Origin of the sequence: Aestuariibius violaceus (assembly GCF_040779325.2) — a bacterium.
Classification (GTDB): domain Bacteria; phylum Pseudomonadota; class Alphaproteobacteria; order Rhodobacterales; family Rhodobacteraceae; genus Aestuariibius; species Aestuariibius violaceus.
Genome location: NZ_JBFONT020000002.1, coordinates 400,456 through 414,557, shown reverse-complemented (window position 1 = coordinate 414,557; position 14,102 = coordinate 400,456). Strand labels below are relative to the sequence as shown.

At 60.9% G+C, this 14,102-nt stretch carries 16 protein-coding genes; 7 read left to right on the top strand and 9 right to left on the bottom strand.

What is annotated here, in order from left to right:
• Positions 1–182: 182 nt before the first annotated feature.
• On the bottom strand, positions 183–863 hold the full coding sequence (locus tag AADZ90_RS09270) for a hypothetical protein (RefSeq protein ID WP_367309708.1): 681 nt from the start codon (positions 861–863) through the stop codon (positions 183–185).
• A 348-nt stretch (positions 864–1,211) separates the two neighbouring features.
• The gene (locus AADZ90_RS09265; protein WP_367309707.1) at positions 1,212–1,418 is read right to left on the bottom strand and encodes a cold-shock protein; all 207 of its coding nucleotides are present in this window, start codon (positions 1,416–1,418) and stop codon (positions 1,212–1,214) included.
• Between the two features lie 255 nt (positions 1,419–1,673).
• Here AADZ90_RS09265 and AADZ90_RS09260 point away from each other — a divergent pair, with 255 nt between their 5' ends.
• The gene (locus tag AADZ90_RS09260; protein WP_367309706.1) at positions 1,674–1,808 is read left to right on the top strand and encodes a hypothetical protein; all 135 of its coding nucleotides are present in this window, start codon (positions 1,674–1,676) and stop codon (positions 1,806–1,808) included.
• Between the two features lie 32 nt (positions 1,809–1,840).
• Here AADZ90_RS09260 and AADZ90_RS09255 read toward each other — a convergent pair whose 3' ends face one another.
• On the bottom strand, positions 1,841–2,083 hold the full coding sequence (locus AADZ90_RS09255; protein ID WP_367310214.1) for a hypothetical protein: 243 nt from the start codon (positions 2,081–2,083) through the stop codon (positions 1,841–1,843).
• A gap of 155 nt (positions 2,084–2,238) precedes the next feature.
• Here AADZ90_RS09255 and AADZ90_RS09250 point away from each other — a divergent pair, with 155 nt between their 5' ends.
• Positions 2,239–2,970, top strand: a complete 732-nt coding sequence (locus AADZ90_RS09250; protein ID WP_367309705.1) for a Crp/Fnr family transcriptional regulator — start codon at positions 2,239–2,241, stop codon at positions 2,968–2,970.
• Between the two features lie 58 nt (positions 2,971–3,028).
• Here AADZ90_RS09250 and AADZ90_RS09245 read toward each other — a convergent pair whose 3' ends face one another.
• A complete protein-coding gene (locus AADZ90_RS09245; protein ID WP_367309704.1) occupies positions 3,029–3,229 on the bottom strand; it encodes a hypothetical protein in 201 nt (66 codons plus the stop codon).
• Between the two features lie 171 nt (positions 3,230–3,400).
• Positions 3,401–3,817, bottom strand: coding sequence for a hypothetical protein (locus AADZ90_RS09240; protein WP_367309703.1), 417 nt, complete (start codon positions 3,815–3,817; stop codon positions 3,401–3,403).
• Between the two features lie 348 nt (positions 3,818–4,165).
• Between AADZ90_RS09240 and AADZ90_RS09235 the strand changes: the two genes are divergently transcribed.
• The 5 genes from AADZ90_RS09235 (at position 4,166) to AADZ90_RS09215 (ending at position 8,987) form a co-directional block, all read left to right on the top strand.
• Positions 4,166–4,519 carry a hypothetical protein gene (locus tag AADZ90_RS09235; RefSeq protein ID WP_367309702.1) on the top strand — a complete coding sequence of 118 codons (354 nt, stop codon included), beginning with the start codon at positions 4,166–4,168 and terminating at the stop codon, positions 4,517–4,519.
• Complete coding sequence (locus tag AADZ90_RS09230; RefSeq protein WP_411997021.1) at positions 4,509–5,348, top strand: hypothetical protein; 840 nt, start codon at positions 4,509–4,511, stop codon at positions 5,346–5,348. Before AADZ90_RS09235 ends, AADZ90_RS09230 begins: the two co-directional genes overlap by 11 nt.
• Positions 5,349–5,437: 89 nt before the next feature.
• The gene (locus AADZ90_RS09225) at positions 5,438–6,637 is read left to right on the top strand and encodes an N-acetyltransferase DgcN family protein (protein WP_367309700.1); all 1,200 of its coding nucleotides are present in this window, start codon (positions 5,438–5,440) and stop codon (positions 6,635–6,637) included.
• The gene (locus tag AADZ90_RS09220; protein WP_367309699.1) at positions 6,634–7,755 is read left to right on the top strand and encodes an alanine/ornithine racemase family PLP-dependent enzyme; all 1,122 of its coding nucleotides are present in this window, start codon (positions 6,634–6,636) and stop codon (positions 7,753–7,755) included. The genes AADZ90_RS09225 and AADZ90_RS09220 overlap by 4 nt, the downstream gene beginning before the upstream one ends.
• A gap of 365 nt (positions 7,756–8,120) precedes the next feature.
• A complete protein-coding gene (locus AADZ90_RS09215; RefSeq protein WP_367309698.1) occupies positions 8,121–8,987 on the top strand; it encodes a transglutaminase family protein in 867 nt (288 codons plus the stop codon).
• 483 nt (positions 8,988–9,470) lie between these two features.
• Here AADZ90_RS09215 and AADZ90_RS09210 read toward each other — a convergent pair whose 3' ends face one another.
• The 4 genes from AADZ90_RS09210 to AADZ90_RS09195 all read right to left on the bottom strand — a co-directional run bounded on the left by AADZ90_RS09210 (position 9,471) and on the right by AADZ90_RS09195 (position 14,086).
• Positions 9,471–10,070 (bottom strand): histidine phosphatase family protein, encoded by a 600-nt coding sequence (locus tag AADZ90_RS09210; protein ID WP_367309697.1) that lies wholly within the window; start codon positions 10,068–10,070, stop codon positions 9,471–9,473.
• Positions 10,070–11,128 carry an ABC transporter ATP-binding protein gene (locus AADZ90_RS09205; RefSeq protein WP_367309696.1) on the bottom strand — a complete coding sequence of 353 codons (1,059 nt, stop codon included), beginning with the start codon at positions 11,126–11,128 and terminating at the stop codon, positions 10,070–10,072. The genes AADZ90_RS09210 and AADZ90_RS09205 overlap by 1 nt, the downstream gene beginning before the upstream one ends.
• Before the next feature lie 9 nt (positions 11,129–11,137).
• A complete protein-coding gene (locus AADZ90_RS09200) occupies positions 11,138–12,883 on the bottom strand; it encodes an ABC transporter permease (protein WP_367309695.1) in 1,746 nt (581 codons plus the stop codon).
• Positions 12,884–12,964: 81 nt separating this feature from the next.
• Positions 12,965–14,086 (bottom strand): ABC transporter substrate-binding protein, encoded by a 1,122-nt coding sequence (locus AADZ90_RS09195; RefSeq protein WP_367309694.1) that lies wholly within the window; start codon positions 14,084–14,086, stop codon positions 12,965–12,967.
• Positions 14,087–14,102: the final 16 nt, after the last annotated feature.

Below are 14,102 nucleotides of genomic sequence, written 5' to 3'. Positions count from 1 at the left end.
TCGCCAATCCAGACCGGGCGCAAGGCCCATCCGTAGCACTTGGTCGATGAACCCATATCTTAGGAGGCTACCTGACGCGTCAACGATAGCAAGGCCGTGCTTTGTGGCCCTTCTTTCCGGTTAACCGTTCGCTGGTCCCGCTGGAAGTTCCCGTGGGGTATACGAGCGTTCTTCCAATTCCATCACAAGGTTGCTTTCACGGCATCACGCAATTCCGGATAGAGTATCCAGTTTCCGGTATCCGCCTCATCTTGGGGCTCACCCCGAAACGCAACAAGCGAGCTGCCATCCGAGGTCATAGACCGCACTTTCGTGTTTGTCTCCAAGGCAAGAAAATCGGAGAATAAACGACCTGCATTCGCGAGTGATCTGCTTGCTGATGCCAGCGACTTGTATCCTGCTGCTTTTGCCAGTTGCTCATCTGTCAGCCCGTCTGCGTCTGCTACCGACAATGCCGTCAGCATCGCGCGCTGCGGGCGGGTCAGCGGAACGTGGCCGAATGCTTCAGCATATTCCTCGACGCTCGGCACCGAGATACCTGTGCGCGCGTCTTCTCTGCGGGCTTCAATCCTGCGGTTTTCCCTTGCGTCGATGACGTCGTGCAAGGCGGTGGTCGCGGCTTCTTCGGTCGCCCCGGTCGCCTCAGCGATCAATCCGCGCGACTTGGTTGGCGGTTTTGCAAAAGCGCGGGCGACGAATTTGCCGGCGAGGAGCCCGGACTTGATCAGATATCTGCCATGTTCGCTTACGTGGATCGGAGACCGCGTTTCTGTTTTGTCGATCTTGCCTTTCTTCGTCTTCGTCATGCTTTTAAAGAGGTTCTGTTCCCGGTTTGATCGGCGCCCCAAGCTTAAATCTGTCATTGGATATCCCCTTCCGGACGATGTTTTTTGAAATAGCGGCGACAATGGATAGCGATGCCGCTGAGACACGGGCATATGGCTTTCTAGCGTTGACCCACGGCGCCAGGCCGCCTGAATCGGCAAGTGGTGAATTGCATACCGTCTGAAGTCACCAGCGTTTCAAGCACGTTCATCGGCTGAAAACATCAGGATCGAAAACAAGCGGTCGATCAGTCGACGATCTTGTCGCGCGAAGCGCATTCGTACGATCAGATACGCAGCGTTCAGACTGAGAGCTTCGATTGCGTCAGGCCAGGTTGCCATCCGTCGGGATGAGCGTTCCGAGGGAGCGCCCATCCCCGGCAATGCTCAGGCGAGCGCGATGTTTGTCGCACTTTCGCGGCCATCGCGGCCAGGCTCGATATCGAACGTCACCTTTTGGTCGTCGTTCAAGCTCGTCATGCCCGCGCGCTCGAGTGCGGAAATGTGCAGGAACACATCCTTCCCACCCGTCTCCGGTGCGATAAAGCCGAAGCCTTTGTTGGTGTTGAACCATTTCACTGTGCCATTGGCCATGTGAATTTTCCTTCATGATCGCTGCCCGCGACACGCGGCAGCCCGGCTTCTCACGACAATGTCGAGCGCTGTGAGCCGGTTAAGGAAAACAGAAAGTCGAATGGAGGTCAGTAGCATCTCATAGGTGGTACCCAACCGGAAGAGTTACAAGGTGCGCCTTGCCTGACGACCAATGTTTCCTTTGCCAAAGGGGCATCGATCTTCTATGGCTAGCACGTTGCCGGGTACCCCGGTAGCGCGCAAAGGAAAGCCCGCATGTCGTTCAACGACCTGGCAAAGAAAGAGGCCGCCAACAAAAAGGCCTCGCAAGAAAAAGAACCGAAATCACCGGCCAAAACTGACGAAAGCGTCGCATCGGGGACCAAGCCGATGGATCCGTCTCAGAGCTGACAAGCGCGTCGAAGAAGCTTTGATACGCCCAGTCAGAGCTTAGTTCGGCGCAACAGGATTCCTCCTTGGAGGATCCCGTTGATCAGATCCGCTGCTGCCGCGTGTACCTGCCGTTCCAGCTCCGGCTCTTTTGTGTTTTCGTGGGTTTCCGCGGCATCGCGTAGAATACCGATGATCTCGCGTTCCGGAAGCAAGTCGCGATCGTGCAAGGCGAGCAGCAGGGCCTCGCAGATCGAGAGGGCGGCCAAGCCCGCGGCGTCCGGTTGTTCTGACATCGCAGCGTTCCTTGTTTCGTTCATGGTATCGTGCATGGGCGAGGTCGTGATGTTCCTGAACACTGTCACGGAGGTTTTTGTCGTCCGTACTGATCGAAAGCAGTCTCGATGAAGAGTTCTTCTAGGCGCATTGACCGGTTCGAGAGGGCCCGGTGATGGCAATCGGAACCAGCCCGCTTGCCCGAAAGCTCTCTGCGTTCGTCAAACTTTCGGCGTCAGAACTGGTCGTGCTGGAGCGGTTGCATGAACGGCGGAAATCCTTCTCCGCAGGACGAGACCTTGTGCATCAGGGCCAATCGGAACAGGCGGCCTATATTCTCGCCGCGGGCTGGGTGGTGTCCTACAAGATCCAGCCTGACGGATCGCGCCAGATCGTCGACTTCCAGATACCGGGGGATTTTCTGGGGCTGCGGAGCGTTCTCCTGCACACATCCGATCACGGTATCGAACCGATCGTCGATATCGAGGCGGCGGAGGTTCTCGTGAGCGATCTTCTGCGGGCCTTCGCCGAGACGCCACGGCTGGCCACCGCAATTCTTTGGGCCGTGTCACGCGATGAGGCGATGGTTGTCGAGCATCTGGTTGGGCTGGGACGACGCGATGCGGATGCGCGCATGGCGCATTTCCTGCTGGAACTTGGCGCAAGGCTTTCCCTGGTTGGAATGGGCAGTCGGCAAAGCTATCCGTGCCCGCTCACGCAGTATCATTTGGCCGATGCTCTGGGATTGAGCGCGATCCATGTCAACCGGGTCTTGCGCAAGCTCCGGGAAGACGGGCTCGTCACCTTTCGGGACGGTGTCGTTGTGTTTGATGATTACGAGGGGCTGGTGGCATTGGCCGATTTCGATCCTGCGTATCTGGACCACGCACGGCCTCTTTTGCCCTGAGACGGCCGCCCGAAGTCCGGCTTCGGACGACCCCGGGATCACACCGTGCGGCTATGCATCACATCAAGGCGCGGCTTGCTTGCTTGAGTTCCTCATGCGCCTCTTCGTCGTTTTCCGCTTCATGCGCCTTCTCGGCGGCCTGATAATGTTTCAGCGCGGTCGCCTTCTTGGGGCCTTCTGGCGCCTTGTCCCAGGCGGCCTTGACCGAAGCCATGTGTTTCACGGTATGGTTTTCCTGGCTTTGATTTTCGTCGTTCATGGAGATGTCCTTTTCTGGGAGATCCGAGAACTAGAGGCGCAAAGACCATGCGGCACGAGGGAGGCACAGCATGTTTCCCGCGCCTCTAAGACACTCGGTAAGATTGCCACCTCAAACTGCGATGGTCAGGCCCCGCCTATCCGGTTCCAGGAGACTGCGTACTGACGCAAGTTAGCCTATCTGGGCCAGATAGAAGATCCGCGCGATCACTGCGGCGACAAGAAGCACTGACAGGATCCAAAACAACCGAACCCGTGGAAAGCGGAAGCGGCCCGTATGACGTTCTTTGACAAAAGGAAGTGACGCTCGCTTGGGTAGCAATGATACGAGCTTGGTCGCCTTGCTTTCGCTTGCCAGAGCAAGCGCCGGTACATCGGTGATGGCTTCAAGATGGGCGTTCAGCCGAAATTCGGCATCTTCCTTGCCAAGACGTGCCAGCTCTTTGGCTTCGGTCCAGGGTTCGAGCCCGAGACGCGCAAGCGCCGACAGAACCGTCAAGGCTGCGCCGGTTCTGTCTTTGCCCACTTCAGCTTGCAGGAAGACATCGTAGTCAGAACCATCCGGGTGAAGGACATCTGAGGCAGACATGTGTTTCCTTTCGAGGAAAAGTTGCCATGGAGGCTTCCAAAACGAAGCCCGATTTTTGCGGCTACTCTGACAGCAATTGGTTCGGCGCGGGCTAATCTCGATCAGCATCGCGTTCGCTAGGATTGGTTAGTGTGCGCTCAATCGTCTTGGCTTCACGAGGGTCCATGTTGGCTCGTGCCAACGCGACGCGACTTGGGTGATGGCCCACAGCAATGGGCACAGCGCCGCGAAACCAACGATGCAAAACACAACACCGAAGCGTCCGGAACATGCCTTGGCGTGTAAATCCGCCGTCTCTCGAAATGACAAAAATAGCGACGCGGCGCTTTCCGCGCTGGAGGACACGACATGACAACCCCTGAATGGCTCAAACCCGGCATCTACGGCGCGCTCCTTGGTGGGGCCTTTGTTGGAATTGTCGGATTCTCCTGGGGAGGATGGGTGACAGGAAGCAACGCCGAGAAGATGGCAAGCGAGATGGCGGAGGACAGAGTTATTGCGGCACTCGTGCCCTTCTGCCTCGACATGTCCCGCACCGACGAAGAACGCATCGCAAAGCTCGCCACGATCCGTGAGGCATCGTCGTTCAGGCAGCGCGACGCCGTCATGGAGACGGGCTGGACAACAATGCCCGGAGCGGAGGGACCGAACCGCGACCTGGCCCAAGCGTGTATTGAGGGACTCGACCTTGATGCATCCTAAGCGCTTCGCGCGATCGTCGGGCATGCCAAGGCGGCGTTCAAGCGCCGAACACCGCCTTGCCCTGTCTTATAGGGACCTCATCGCGCTCACTTTCGCCATCCTGATCGCCGCAACCTCGCCCTTGTCGGCGCAAAGCCAAGCCGTCCCAATACCAGCGAACGCGCAGGCCAAAAGCTATGGCGACGGGTGGGAATGCGTTCGGGGATTTCATCGCGACGGCGATGCCTGTCTCGCCATCATCGTACCGGAGAACGCCTACGCGACAAATCTAAGCTATGGCAGCGGCTGGGAATGCCTGCACGGCTTTCGGGAAGTCGATGACATGAGCTGTCGTGAGGTCGTCGTCCCAGATGGCGGATATCTCGACCCATCAGGCAAGAGCTGGAGCTGCCTTCGCGGATACATGGAGGTTGACGATCTCTGTCTCGAGATCGTTTTGCCCCCGAACGCATATCTGGCAGACAATTCCTTTCAATCGGTTTGGCTATGTGACCGAGGTTTCGAGGTCGATGGCGACACATGCGCGGCAATCGCAGTGCCGGAGAACGCGTTTCTGAAGGGGTCCAGCTATGGGCAGCCATGGACATGCGAACGGGGATATTTTGAGCGCGATGGCACCTGTCAGGCCATTGTTGTTCCAGAGAATGCATATCTCAACGACGCAAGCTATGGGCCGGGGTGGACGTGTAATCGGGGCTTTGCAGCCTCTGGTGAAAGTTGCGCCAAGATCGACCTTCCCGAAAATGCGCACCTCGACAGATCGGGAAACCGGTGGGAATGCCACCGGAATTTTCAGCGAGCGCGAGGACGCTGCGTTCTGAACGACTAGCGTTCACACTCGGGATCGAGACGCAGCCCACAGACCCGGGCGGGTCCTCTGACCGGACCCGCACAAAGCCACCTGGCAAAGGAAAAGTCATGGAAACGGAAAATGCAGAAAAGCCCACGACAAGGCTGTCGATCATGGGCCCCCAAGCCCCACCGGACCGATCAGCCCCGCATCCATCTCGTGCCGTCAAGCACCTTAACACCGGGGCACCAACCGCGATTGTCTACTGCGAGGGGAACTTCGGACGGATCGACGGCAAGACGGCAAACGGACTTGTTCGCCATTCCCAAGCCTACCGCATTCTTTCGATCATCGACAACAGGCTGGCCGGGCGCGACAGCGGGCAGGTGCTGGACAATGTCAGCAATGGGATCCCCATCCTTGAAGACATCGAGGCCGCGGTTATGCGCGAAGCAAGTATCCCCGATACGCTGATCTACGGGATGGCTCCCTCGACGGGGAAGCTGTCCGAAGAGGATCGAGAGGTCATCCTGGATGCGATTGCGCTCGGCATGAACATCGTCAGCGGCCTGCACGAATACCTTGGTGATGATCTCGCGATTTCGACGGCTGCTCATGCGGCCAACGTGACGATCCGTGATATACGCAAGCCTCGACCCAGCAAGGATATGCGCCTGTTTGACGGCAGCGTCTCCGACGTGACCGCGATCCGCATCGCTATTCTGGGGACCGATTGCGCAATCGGCAAGCGGACAACGGCGACCGTCCTTGCAACGGCACTGAATGCGCGTGGCATCAAGACTATCCTAGTGGGCACGGGTCAGACCGGGCTGATGCAGGGGGCCAAATACGGGATTGCGATGGACGCCGTCCCACCGCAATTCTGCTGCGGGGAACTTGAGCGCGTGATTGTCGCGGCGTCTGATGGCGAAGACCCGGACGTCATCCTGATCGAAGGACAAGGGGCGCTCAGCCATCCGGCGTTTTGCACCTCGGCGTTCATTCTGCGCGGCAGCCAGCCGCAGGGTGTCATTCTTCAGCACGCGCCAAAGCGTCCCCATCGATGTGACTTTCCCGCCTTCCCGATGCCAGACCCAAAAAGCGAAATCGTCCTTATCGAAGCCTTTGCCGAGACACGGGTGGTCGGCTTGACGATCAACCACGAGGCGATGACGGACGCAGAGGTCGGCCTGGCAATCGAAACGCTTTCGCGCGATCTTGGAATTCCGGTGACGGACGCGCTGACCCGGCCGGACGTGCACTTGACCGACATGGTGCTAGCTGCCTTCCCGCAGCTGCGCACCGTCCCTCTCGTGGCCGCGGAGTGATCGCGCCGCGTGTCGAGATTGACCTTGGCAAGATCACTCAAAACGCACGATGTCTCGTCCGTCGTCTTGGTGCTCGTGGTATCTCTGTCACCGGTGTGACCAAGGCCGTCTGCGGTCATCCTGACGTGGCCCAGGCGATGCTGGGCGGCGGCGTTGCTGGCCTTGCTGACGCGCGCGTCCGCAACGTCACTCGGATGCGGGCAGCGGGGATTGCATGCCCGATTTCGATGATACGCGCCCCAATGGTGCATGAGACCAGAGATGTCATCAGATGCTGTGACGCGAGTTACAATACGGAGACGGGCACGATCCTGAAACTCGGCTCCGTCGCGCGGAAAGAGGGCACGGAGCACCATGTCGTCCTGAATGTCGAAATGGGGGACTTGCGCGACGGCATCATGCCCGAGGACCTCAACGATGTCGCGTTACTGGTTGTCGCAACGCCGGGCGTCGCGCTGAAGGGGATCGCCGCAAATTTTGCTTGCATGGGAGATGTTGCGCCGACGGCCTGGGACATGGCCAAGCTCTCGCGGCTGGCCGACCAGGTCGAAGGCGCGTGCGGATCGAATGTGGCCCTGGTATCTGGTGGCGGTTCGGCCAATCTGGCTTGGGCGCTTGGCGACGGGGCGACCGGGCGGATCAATAGCTTGCGTCTGGGCGAGGCCATCCTGTTGGGCATCGACCCCGTGTCGGGGCTACCGATCAATGGTCTTCATACAGATGCATTTGCTCTGTTTGCCGAAGTCATCGAAGCAAGACCCAAACCGAGCTCAATGCCGATGAGACCGAGTGCGCCGAAATACGGCAAGCTCGAACTGGTTTCGAATGGCGACCAACGACACCGCGCCGTCCTTGCTATCGGGCAACAGGACACGGATGTAAGCGGACTGCGTTTTCCCTCGGGGTTCGGGTGTATCGGGGCGACGAGCGACCATACAATTGTCGATACGGGCAGGGCCGACCTCTCCGTCGGATCCGAGATGAAGATCGGTATGAGTTACAGTGCGCTCATGCGGGCGATGAGCGCGCCCGATGTCGAAAAAGTCGTCCGTCACGGGCTGCCGGTCAACGGGACGGTCACAGACACCGGACCCCAATCGCTTTTGCGGCTGGTATGAAGTTCGAATGACCCGCCCGACGAACCAAGACCATCATATCGCCGACAATCGAGGGGCGCCATGCGCACCGCCCCCTTCATCCCTTTGCGAGTAACGATGGAGACGCGATTTTGCTCGCAATTGAACGGGGGAGCCCCATGCAAACCAAAAGTGACCACATTGAAATGGATCAGCCGAGGCGTGCCCTTGGCGATGCACCAAGGACGCGATTCTGCTTGCGGTGCAAGACCTCGTTCTGGAGCGAAGGGTTCGGCCAGCGGGTTTGTAAGCGTTGCAAAGGATCATCCGCCTGGCGCGCGGCAACGCCGGAGGGGAACGGCCAAGGGCGGCGCCGTTCCGGCGGTCGATCATATTAGGTCCGCTCTTTGGCGCTGATCACCATCACACACGCAACCACTTTTTGCTACCGAGCCTCCGTGAGACTTGGGCCGCACAGGCTTATGCTGCGTCCCCGTGAGACGCGGGACCTGACTTTGACGTCTTTCGATCTTGAGATCGTTCCGACCGCCCGCGTCGACTGGTCTCACGACGTTGCTGGCAACGCCATCGCCTCTGCCAGTTTCGAGGTTACGACGGACACACTTGCGATCCGATCCAGCACGACAGTGGATTTGACGGCGCCCGCTTGGCCTGTCTTCCCGATCGCGGCCTCGGCGGCTTCTTATCCGTTTGTTTACTCAGACCACGACTGGACAGATCTCGGGGCGCTTTCGACGCCCCAATACGCCGACAACACCGGGCGCTTGGCAACTTGGGTCGAGCAATTCGTGATGAGCAGGCCGACCGATACTTTGTCTCTGCTAAAGGACATCAGCAACGGCATCACGGCGCAGATCGCGTATGAGATCCGCGAGGCGGAAGGCACGCAAGGGCCGCTTGACACAATCGACCGGGGCTTTGGCTCCTGTCGTGACTTTGCCGTTCTCTTTGCTGACGCCGTCCGGACCCTTGGTCTGGGTGCCCGTTTGACGTCCGGCTACCTCTACGACCCCGCCGGTGACCAGCTGGGATCAGCGGCAGCCGGCTCCACGCACGCATGGGTCGAGGTCTACGTCCCCGGAGTCGGCTGGATCCCGTTCGACCCGACGAACAGGTCCGTGGGATCAGCGCACCTGATCCCGGTGGCGGTAGCCCGAGACATATCACAGATCACTCCAGTGATTGGGAGTTTTCAGGGCGAAGCAAGTGATCTTATTTCCATGGACGTCGCTGTTCGTGTTGAGGATCAATGATTTCAACGACGAAGATTGGACGGTTGTTAGATTTGGAAGTGCGAACGCGCGACATTCCACGGCCCTTATGTGATTGGTCCTAGGCGTGCGCTGCTTGAAGGTCGTGCCGACCTGCTGGTCAATTCAGGGCCATGCAGGATCAGAGAGAAACATTCACGTGCGATCGGAAACGGGTTTCCGCAGCGTGCAGTCTAAGAAGCCTTCGTATTGGTAAGCCCGGTGGCGGCATTGTCCTGCGTTTTGATCATAGGCACCAACTGTAACAAATGGGCACTTAAGACAGCGCGCCACAGACTGGCTTTCGAGGACTGCCCTGGTTTCACACGCTGCGCGGCAAGAAGAGGCGCGCTGTGTAGGGAAGTGTTTTCTGCGCAAGCACCAGCCGCCATGTCAGAGGTCCGCTTTGCCCCGCTGAGTGTTCACTTGCCCAGAACACAGCGAATGTCTGCCCGAGACCCGTGGTTAGGATCAGGGGGTGGCGCGCTAGTCTGGTGCCCCGAAGTCCAGGCTGTCGGGCAGATAGTTGAAGAGCTCCAGTCGCGGTGGCTTGGCGTTGTTCAGACGCAGCGCGCTTAGGCTTGCTGGGGCGACGGGGATGATATGGGCGGGGTCGAGCCGGACGTAGTGCTGCAGGACCGCGCGGATCACGCCGCCGTGGCAGACGACGAGCAGGTTGTCACACGGCGTGCGCCGCTCTGCCTCGATCACGCCGCTGATCCGGTCGACGAAGTCGGCCCAGTTTTCTCCGCCCGGCGGAGCATATCTGCCCGCGCGCCAGCCTTGGTACGCGTCTTCGTCCTCGATACGTAGCTCGTCGATGGCGCGCCCGGTCCAGTTGCCGACATCGATCTCGCGCAGGTCCTTGGTGAACCGGGGGGTCTTCGCCCCGATGCGATGCGCGGTGTCACGCACCCGCGCAAGGTCGGAGGAGATGGCGCGGCAAGGGCCGATCGCCTCAATCGTCGACCGCAGCGCATCGGCCTGGCCTTTCCCGATGTCGGACAGGCCGATATCGGCCTGTCCCTGAAGCCGGCGCGCGGCATTCCACGTCGATTGCCCGTGGCGGACCAGAAGCAGTCGCATCAGCCGATCCTTTCGCCGTTGAGGCCGAACCAGCCATCCGGCCTGGGCGGCAGGCAGAACTGGATCATATCGCCGATTTGCGCATCAGGCGGGCGATCGACGATTGCGGAGAGCCGCAGCCCGTCCGTCAAGCCCGTCACCAGCGTCCGCCCGGCGATGGCGCTGGCCTCGACCAGTTCCATCGGCAAGGTGGTTGCGCCCTCATGATCACTCAGCGTCATCGTCTCGGCACGGTACATCGCCAGGCATTCATCGGCAGGCGGCGTCAGCGGCATGGGCCGCCCGCCAACCCTGTAGCCTGCGCCGCTTTTGACGACCGGAACCAAGTTGTTCGGCGGCGTGCCCACGAAGGTCGCGACAAACGCGGTTTCGGGGTGTTCGATCAGATCGGCAGGCGCGCCAAATTGCTGCACGCGGCCCTGGTTCATCACCGCCACATGGGTTGCCATGGTCATCGCTTCGATCTGGTCGTGGGTGACGTAGACGGCGGTCGCACCGGTTGCACGGTGGAGCCGCATCAGCTCTGTCCTCATCTCGACGCGCAGCTTGGCGTCAAGGTTGGAAAGCGGCTCATCGAACAACAGGACCGACGGCTTCGGCGCAATCGTGCGGGCAATCGCGACCCGCTGCTGCTGCCCGCCCGATATCTCGTTGGGGTATCGCTCGGCCAGTTCGCCGATATCCAGCAGCTCCAGAACCTCTGCGACCCGTGCGGCGCGATCCGTCGCCGGCATCTTCATGACCTTCAGCGGCCATTCGACATTGCCGCGCACCGACATATGCGGCCAAAGCGCATAGGACTGGAACACCAGGCCGGAGTTGCGCTTGGCGGGGTCGACGGCCCAGTCGCGATCGCCGTCCGAAACGGTTTGCCCGTCGAACACGATCTGCCCCTCGGACGGCAATTCGAGACCGGCCAGCATCCGCAGGAGCGTGGTCTTGCCGCAGCCGGACGGACCGAGCAGCACGAGGAAAGCGCGATCGGGAACCGATATCGAGACGTCCTTGACAGCCTCGACCTGACCGAAGCGTTTGGTGAGGTTTCGAATATCCAGCATGGGGTACCTTCAGTTCTTCAGCCAGGGCTGGGATTTCGTCTGCAGCCAGCTGGCGATCAGTGAGGCGGCGATAGAGATAAACAGGATCACCACCGTGATCGCGTTGGCGAATTGCCCGAACCCTTCCGAGGCGTAGCGATAGGCCACCACCGACAGGACCGGCATGGTTGGCGTGAAGAGGAGCACGACGAGCGACAGATCGCGGACGATCTTCACGAAGATCAGGATGCCGCCCGCTGCCAGCCCCCGGATCGCAAGCGGCACCGTGATGGCGAAAAGCCTGCGGGGAAAGCTCGCGCCGGTGATCCGCGCGCTTTCCTCCAATTCCCCACCGACTTGCTGGATCACCGCCCGGCCTGTCTGCACCGAGAAGGGCAGGAGATAGGCCGTCCCCGCAATGACGAGGAGCGCGAAGGTCCCGTAGAGTGCCGGGAACGGTCCGATCGGCGCGCCCAGATAGGCGATGTAGGCCGCCCCGAACGCGATGCCGGGCACCAGAAGCGGCAGAAAGCTGATCTGCGTGATCGCGGCGGACGCCCACCCCTCGCGAAAGCGGGCGGTCGTGTAGGAGGCCAGAAGCCCGACGGCCATCCCGGTGAAGGCGACGGCCAGCCCGAGCCCCAGCGTGACGGTCAATGCGCGCAGGATATCCTCGTTGTGGGCGATGCCCGGAATGCCCTGCGCGAAGGAGGGGTCGCTTTCGCCAAGCCAGTAGTGCAGCGTCCAGCCGGAAAAGAGACTGGCCGATGACGGCGCAAGGCTTGATGCTGTCAGCACGATCACCGGCACAACGGTCGAGCTGAGAAGGATCGCCGACGCGACACAGAAGAGCGGCCAGCGCGCCTTGCGCAGGTCGAAGCGTTTGGCCCGCCCGCCCTTGCCGGTGATCGTGGCGTAGGATCGGCGTCCCGACACCACGCGGTTGCCGACCCAGAGGAACAGGCCGGAAATCAGCACCAGCAGGATGCCGATCACATAACCGCGCCCGACCTGACCGACCTCGATCATGCCGAAGAGGCGCGTCGACAACGTCTGCATTCGCACCGGCAATCCCAACAGCGCGGGCGTCGCAAAGTTCGAGACGGCGCCTGCAAAACAAAGCGACCCGGCCGCAACCAGCGCCGGCGTTGTCACCGGCAGGATGATCCCCAGCAGGATGCGCCGTCCCTTAGCGCCGGCGATCTGCGCCGCCTCGACAAGGTCGGAGTTCACGGTGGCCAGGGCCGCGGCAATGATCGTGAAGGCGAGGCTGAAGTAATGCAGCGTCAGCACAACCAGGGTCGGCACCATCCCCCAGGCCAGCCAGTCTGGAATATCGAGCCCCAGCCCCTGGAGCCAACCCACCTGACCGCCCACGCGGTCATTGCGGAAGAGCGACCCCCAGGCCAGCGCCGCCGCGAACGAGGGGATCATGAAGGGCAGCGTGGCCATAACGCCGATGGTCTTGCGGAAGGGGATGTTCGTCATCACGACAAGCCAGGCCAGAAACCCGCCCAGCAACACGCAGGCCGTTGCGACGACGGTACCGATCAGCAGCGTGTTGCCCAACGGCTTGTAGAACAGGTTGGTCGACAGCCGGCCTGCAAGCACGTCCGACCACGCCTCGATCGTGTCGGGCCGCAGGGTGAAAAGCACTGTTCTGATCAGGGGCAACACGATCAGCAGGATCAGCAAGGCCAGCACGATCGCCTTCAGCACCGTGCCTTGCGGAACGTACACCCGTCTGCCTTGCCCGACCATGGCTGTATCCGCCATCGAGATTATCCTCGGTCAACAATGGGACGATAGCGCCGAGGCAGGCGTGTCACCACGCCCGGCCCGGCTGCGGCGACAGAGCTACTGAAGCGTCAGGATCAGATCGCCGATCTCGGCGCGGATCGTCGCAGTCTCGGCCGGTGCGATCCGCCAGGCCGTGAAATCGCCAAGCGGCACTGCATCAGGATGCGGGGGAATGTCCGTCCGCGTCACGTAATCCCCGGCGACATAGAAGGGGGCCAGTCCCGGGCCGCCGGTTTCGCTTTCATCGCCCATCAGGAAGTCGATCACGAGGCGGGCGGCGGCGGGGTTGTTCGGCTCTGCTGCAAGTGCCAGCACGGCGGGGAAGATGATGCCCGGAGCAGGCTCCACGCCGTTGGCGACCTGCAACGCCCATCCCTCTTCTTCGTTGTCGCGGCGGTCCGAATAGCTGGTGAAGCCGACCGGCGGGGTCTCTTGCCCCACGGCACCGACAGCCACATTCACATCATCCGTCGAGCTTACCAGGATCACGTCGTTGGCGAAGAGATCGATGATGAACTTCTCGCCCGCATTGGCCGCGCCGGCGAGGTCGATGGCCTGACCGAACTGGGCCTCATAGGCCGCCGCCATCTCGTCGGAGCGCAGCACGATCTCAGTCATCAGGTCGAGGTAGTCGCCCCGCTGCAACGGATCGACCATCACGACGCGGCCATTCCATTCCCCGGTCGTCAGCTGCCAGAGGTTGGAAACCGGCGCTCCGTCGGGATGGGCCTCTTCGTTGTACATGAGCACCTTGGTCGACAGACGCTGGGCCAAGAGCGGGCTTTGGTATTGCTCCGCAACACGGCCGGCCACGCGCGGCGGCACGTAGGGCGCGATGATCCCGGTCTCCAACAGCTCGGTCAGCACCACGGGCGTATCTGAGATATAGATGACGTCGGCGTTGGTAACGCCCGCCTGGGCCTCGGCCTGAAGCCGGGCGATCTGCTCTGTCGACGAGATGTCGAAACCTTGCAGATCGATGCCGGGATAGGCCTCCTCAAACGCCGTCTCGACCCGACCGATCCTGCTGGTGAACGAATAGACCGTCACCGTTCCCTCGTCCTGGGCGAGCGGCAACAGATCCTCCGGGCCCATTTCGTCCAGATGCCCGTCAGCCAAGGCGGCCGTGGACAAAAGAATAGCTATCGCGCCAAGGCGCGTTGCCGTCAAAACCGTCATCTAATCCTCCCTCGGG

Excerpts from the sequence above, each read along its gene's own strand:
- AADZ90_RS09195 (WP_367309694.1), bottom strand. The coding sequence starts at position 14,086 with ATGACGGTTTTGACGGCAACGCGCCTTGGCGCGATAGCTATTCTTTTG.
- AADZ90_RS09245 (WP_367309704.1), bottom strand. The coding sequence starts at position 3,229 with ATGAACGACGAAAATCAAAGCCAGGAAAACCATACCGTGAAACACATG.
- AADZ90_RS09205 (WP_367309696.1), bottom strand. The coding sequence starts at position 11,128 with ATGCTGGATATTCGAAACCTCACCAAACGCTTCGGTCAGGTCGAGGCT.
- AADZ90_RS09260 (WP_367309706.1), top strand. The coding sequence starts at position 1,674 with ATGTCGTTCAACGACCTGGCAAAGAAAGAGGCCGCCAACAAAAAGGCC.
- AADZ90_RS09270 (WP_367309708.1), bottom strand. The coding sequence starts at position 863 with ATGACAGATTTAAGCTTGGGGCGCCGATCAAACCGGGAACAGAACCTC.
- AADZ90_RS09225 (WP_367309700.1), top strand. The coding sequence starts at position 5,438 with ATGGAAACGGAAAATGCAGAAAAGCCCACGACAAGGCTGTCGATCATG.
- AADZ90_RS09240 (WP_367309703.1), bottom strand. The coding sequence starts at position 3,817 with ATGTCTGCCTCAGATGTCCTTCACCCGGATGGTTCTGACTACGATGTC.
- AADZ90_RS09200 (WP_367309695.1), bottom strand. The coding sequence starts at position 12,883 with ATGGCGGATACAGCCATGGTCGGGCAAGGCAGACGGGTGTACGTTCCG.
- AADZ90_RS09235 (WP_367309702.1), top strand. The coding sequence starts at position 4,166 with ATGACAACCCCTGAATGGCTCAAACCCGGCATCTACGGCGCGCTCCTT.
- AADZ90_RS09210 (WP_367309697.1), bottom strand. The coding sequence starts at position 10,070 with ATGCGACTGCTTCTGGTCCGCCACGGGCAATCGACGTGGAATGCCGCG.
- AADZ90_RS09250 (WP_367309705.1), top strand. The coding sequence starts at position 2,239 with ATGGCAATCGGAACCAGCCCGCTTGCCCGAAAGCTCTCTGCGTTCGTC.
- AADZ90_RS09230 (WP_411997021.1), top strand. The coding sequence starts at position 4,509 with ATGCATCCTAAGCGCTTCGCGCGATCGTCGGGCATGCCAAGGCGGCGT.
- AADZ90_RS09255 (WP_367310214.1), bottom strand. The coding sequence starts at position 2,083 with ATGTCAGAACAACCGGACGCCGCGGGCTTGGCCGCCCTCTCGATCTGC.
- AADZ90_RS09265 (WP_367309707.1), bottom strand. The coding sequence starts at position 1,418 with ATGGCCAATGGCACAGTGAAATGGTTCAACACCAACAAAGGCTTCGGC.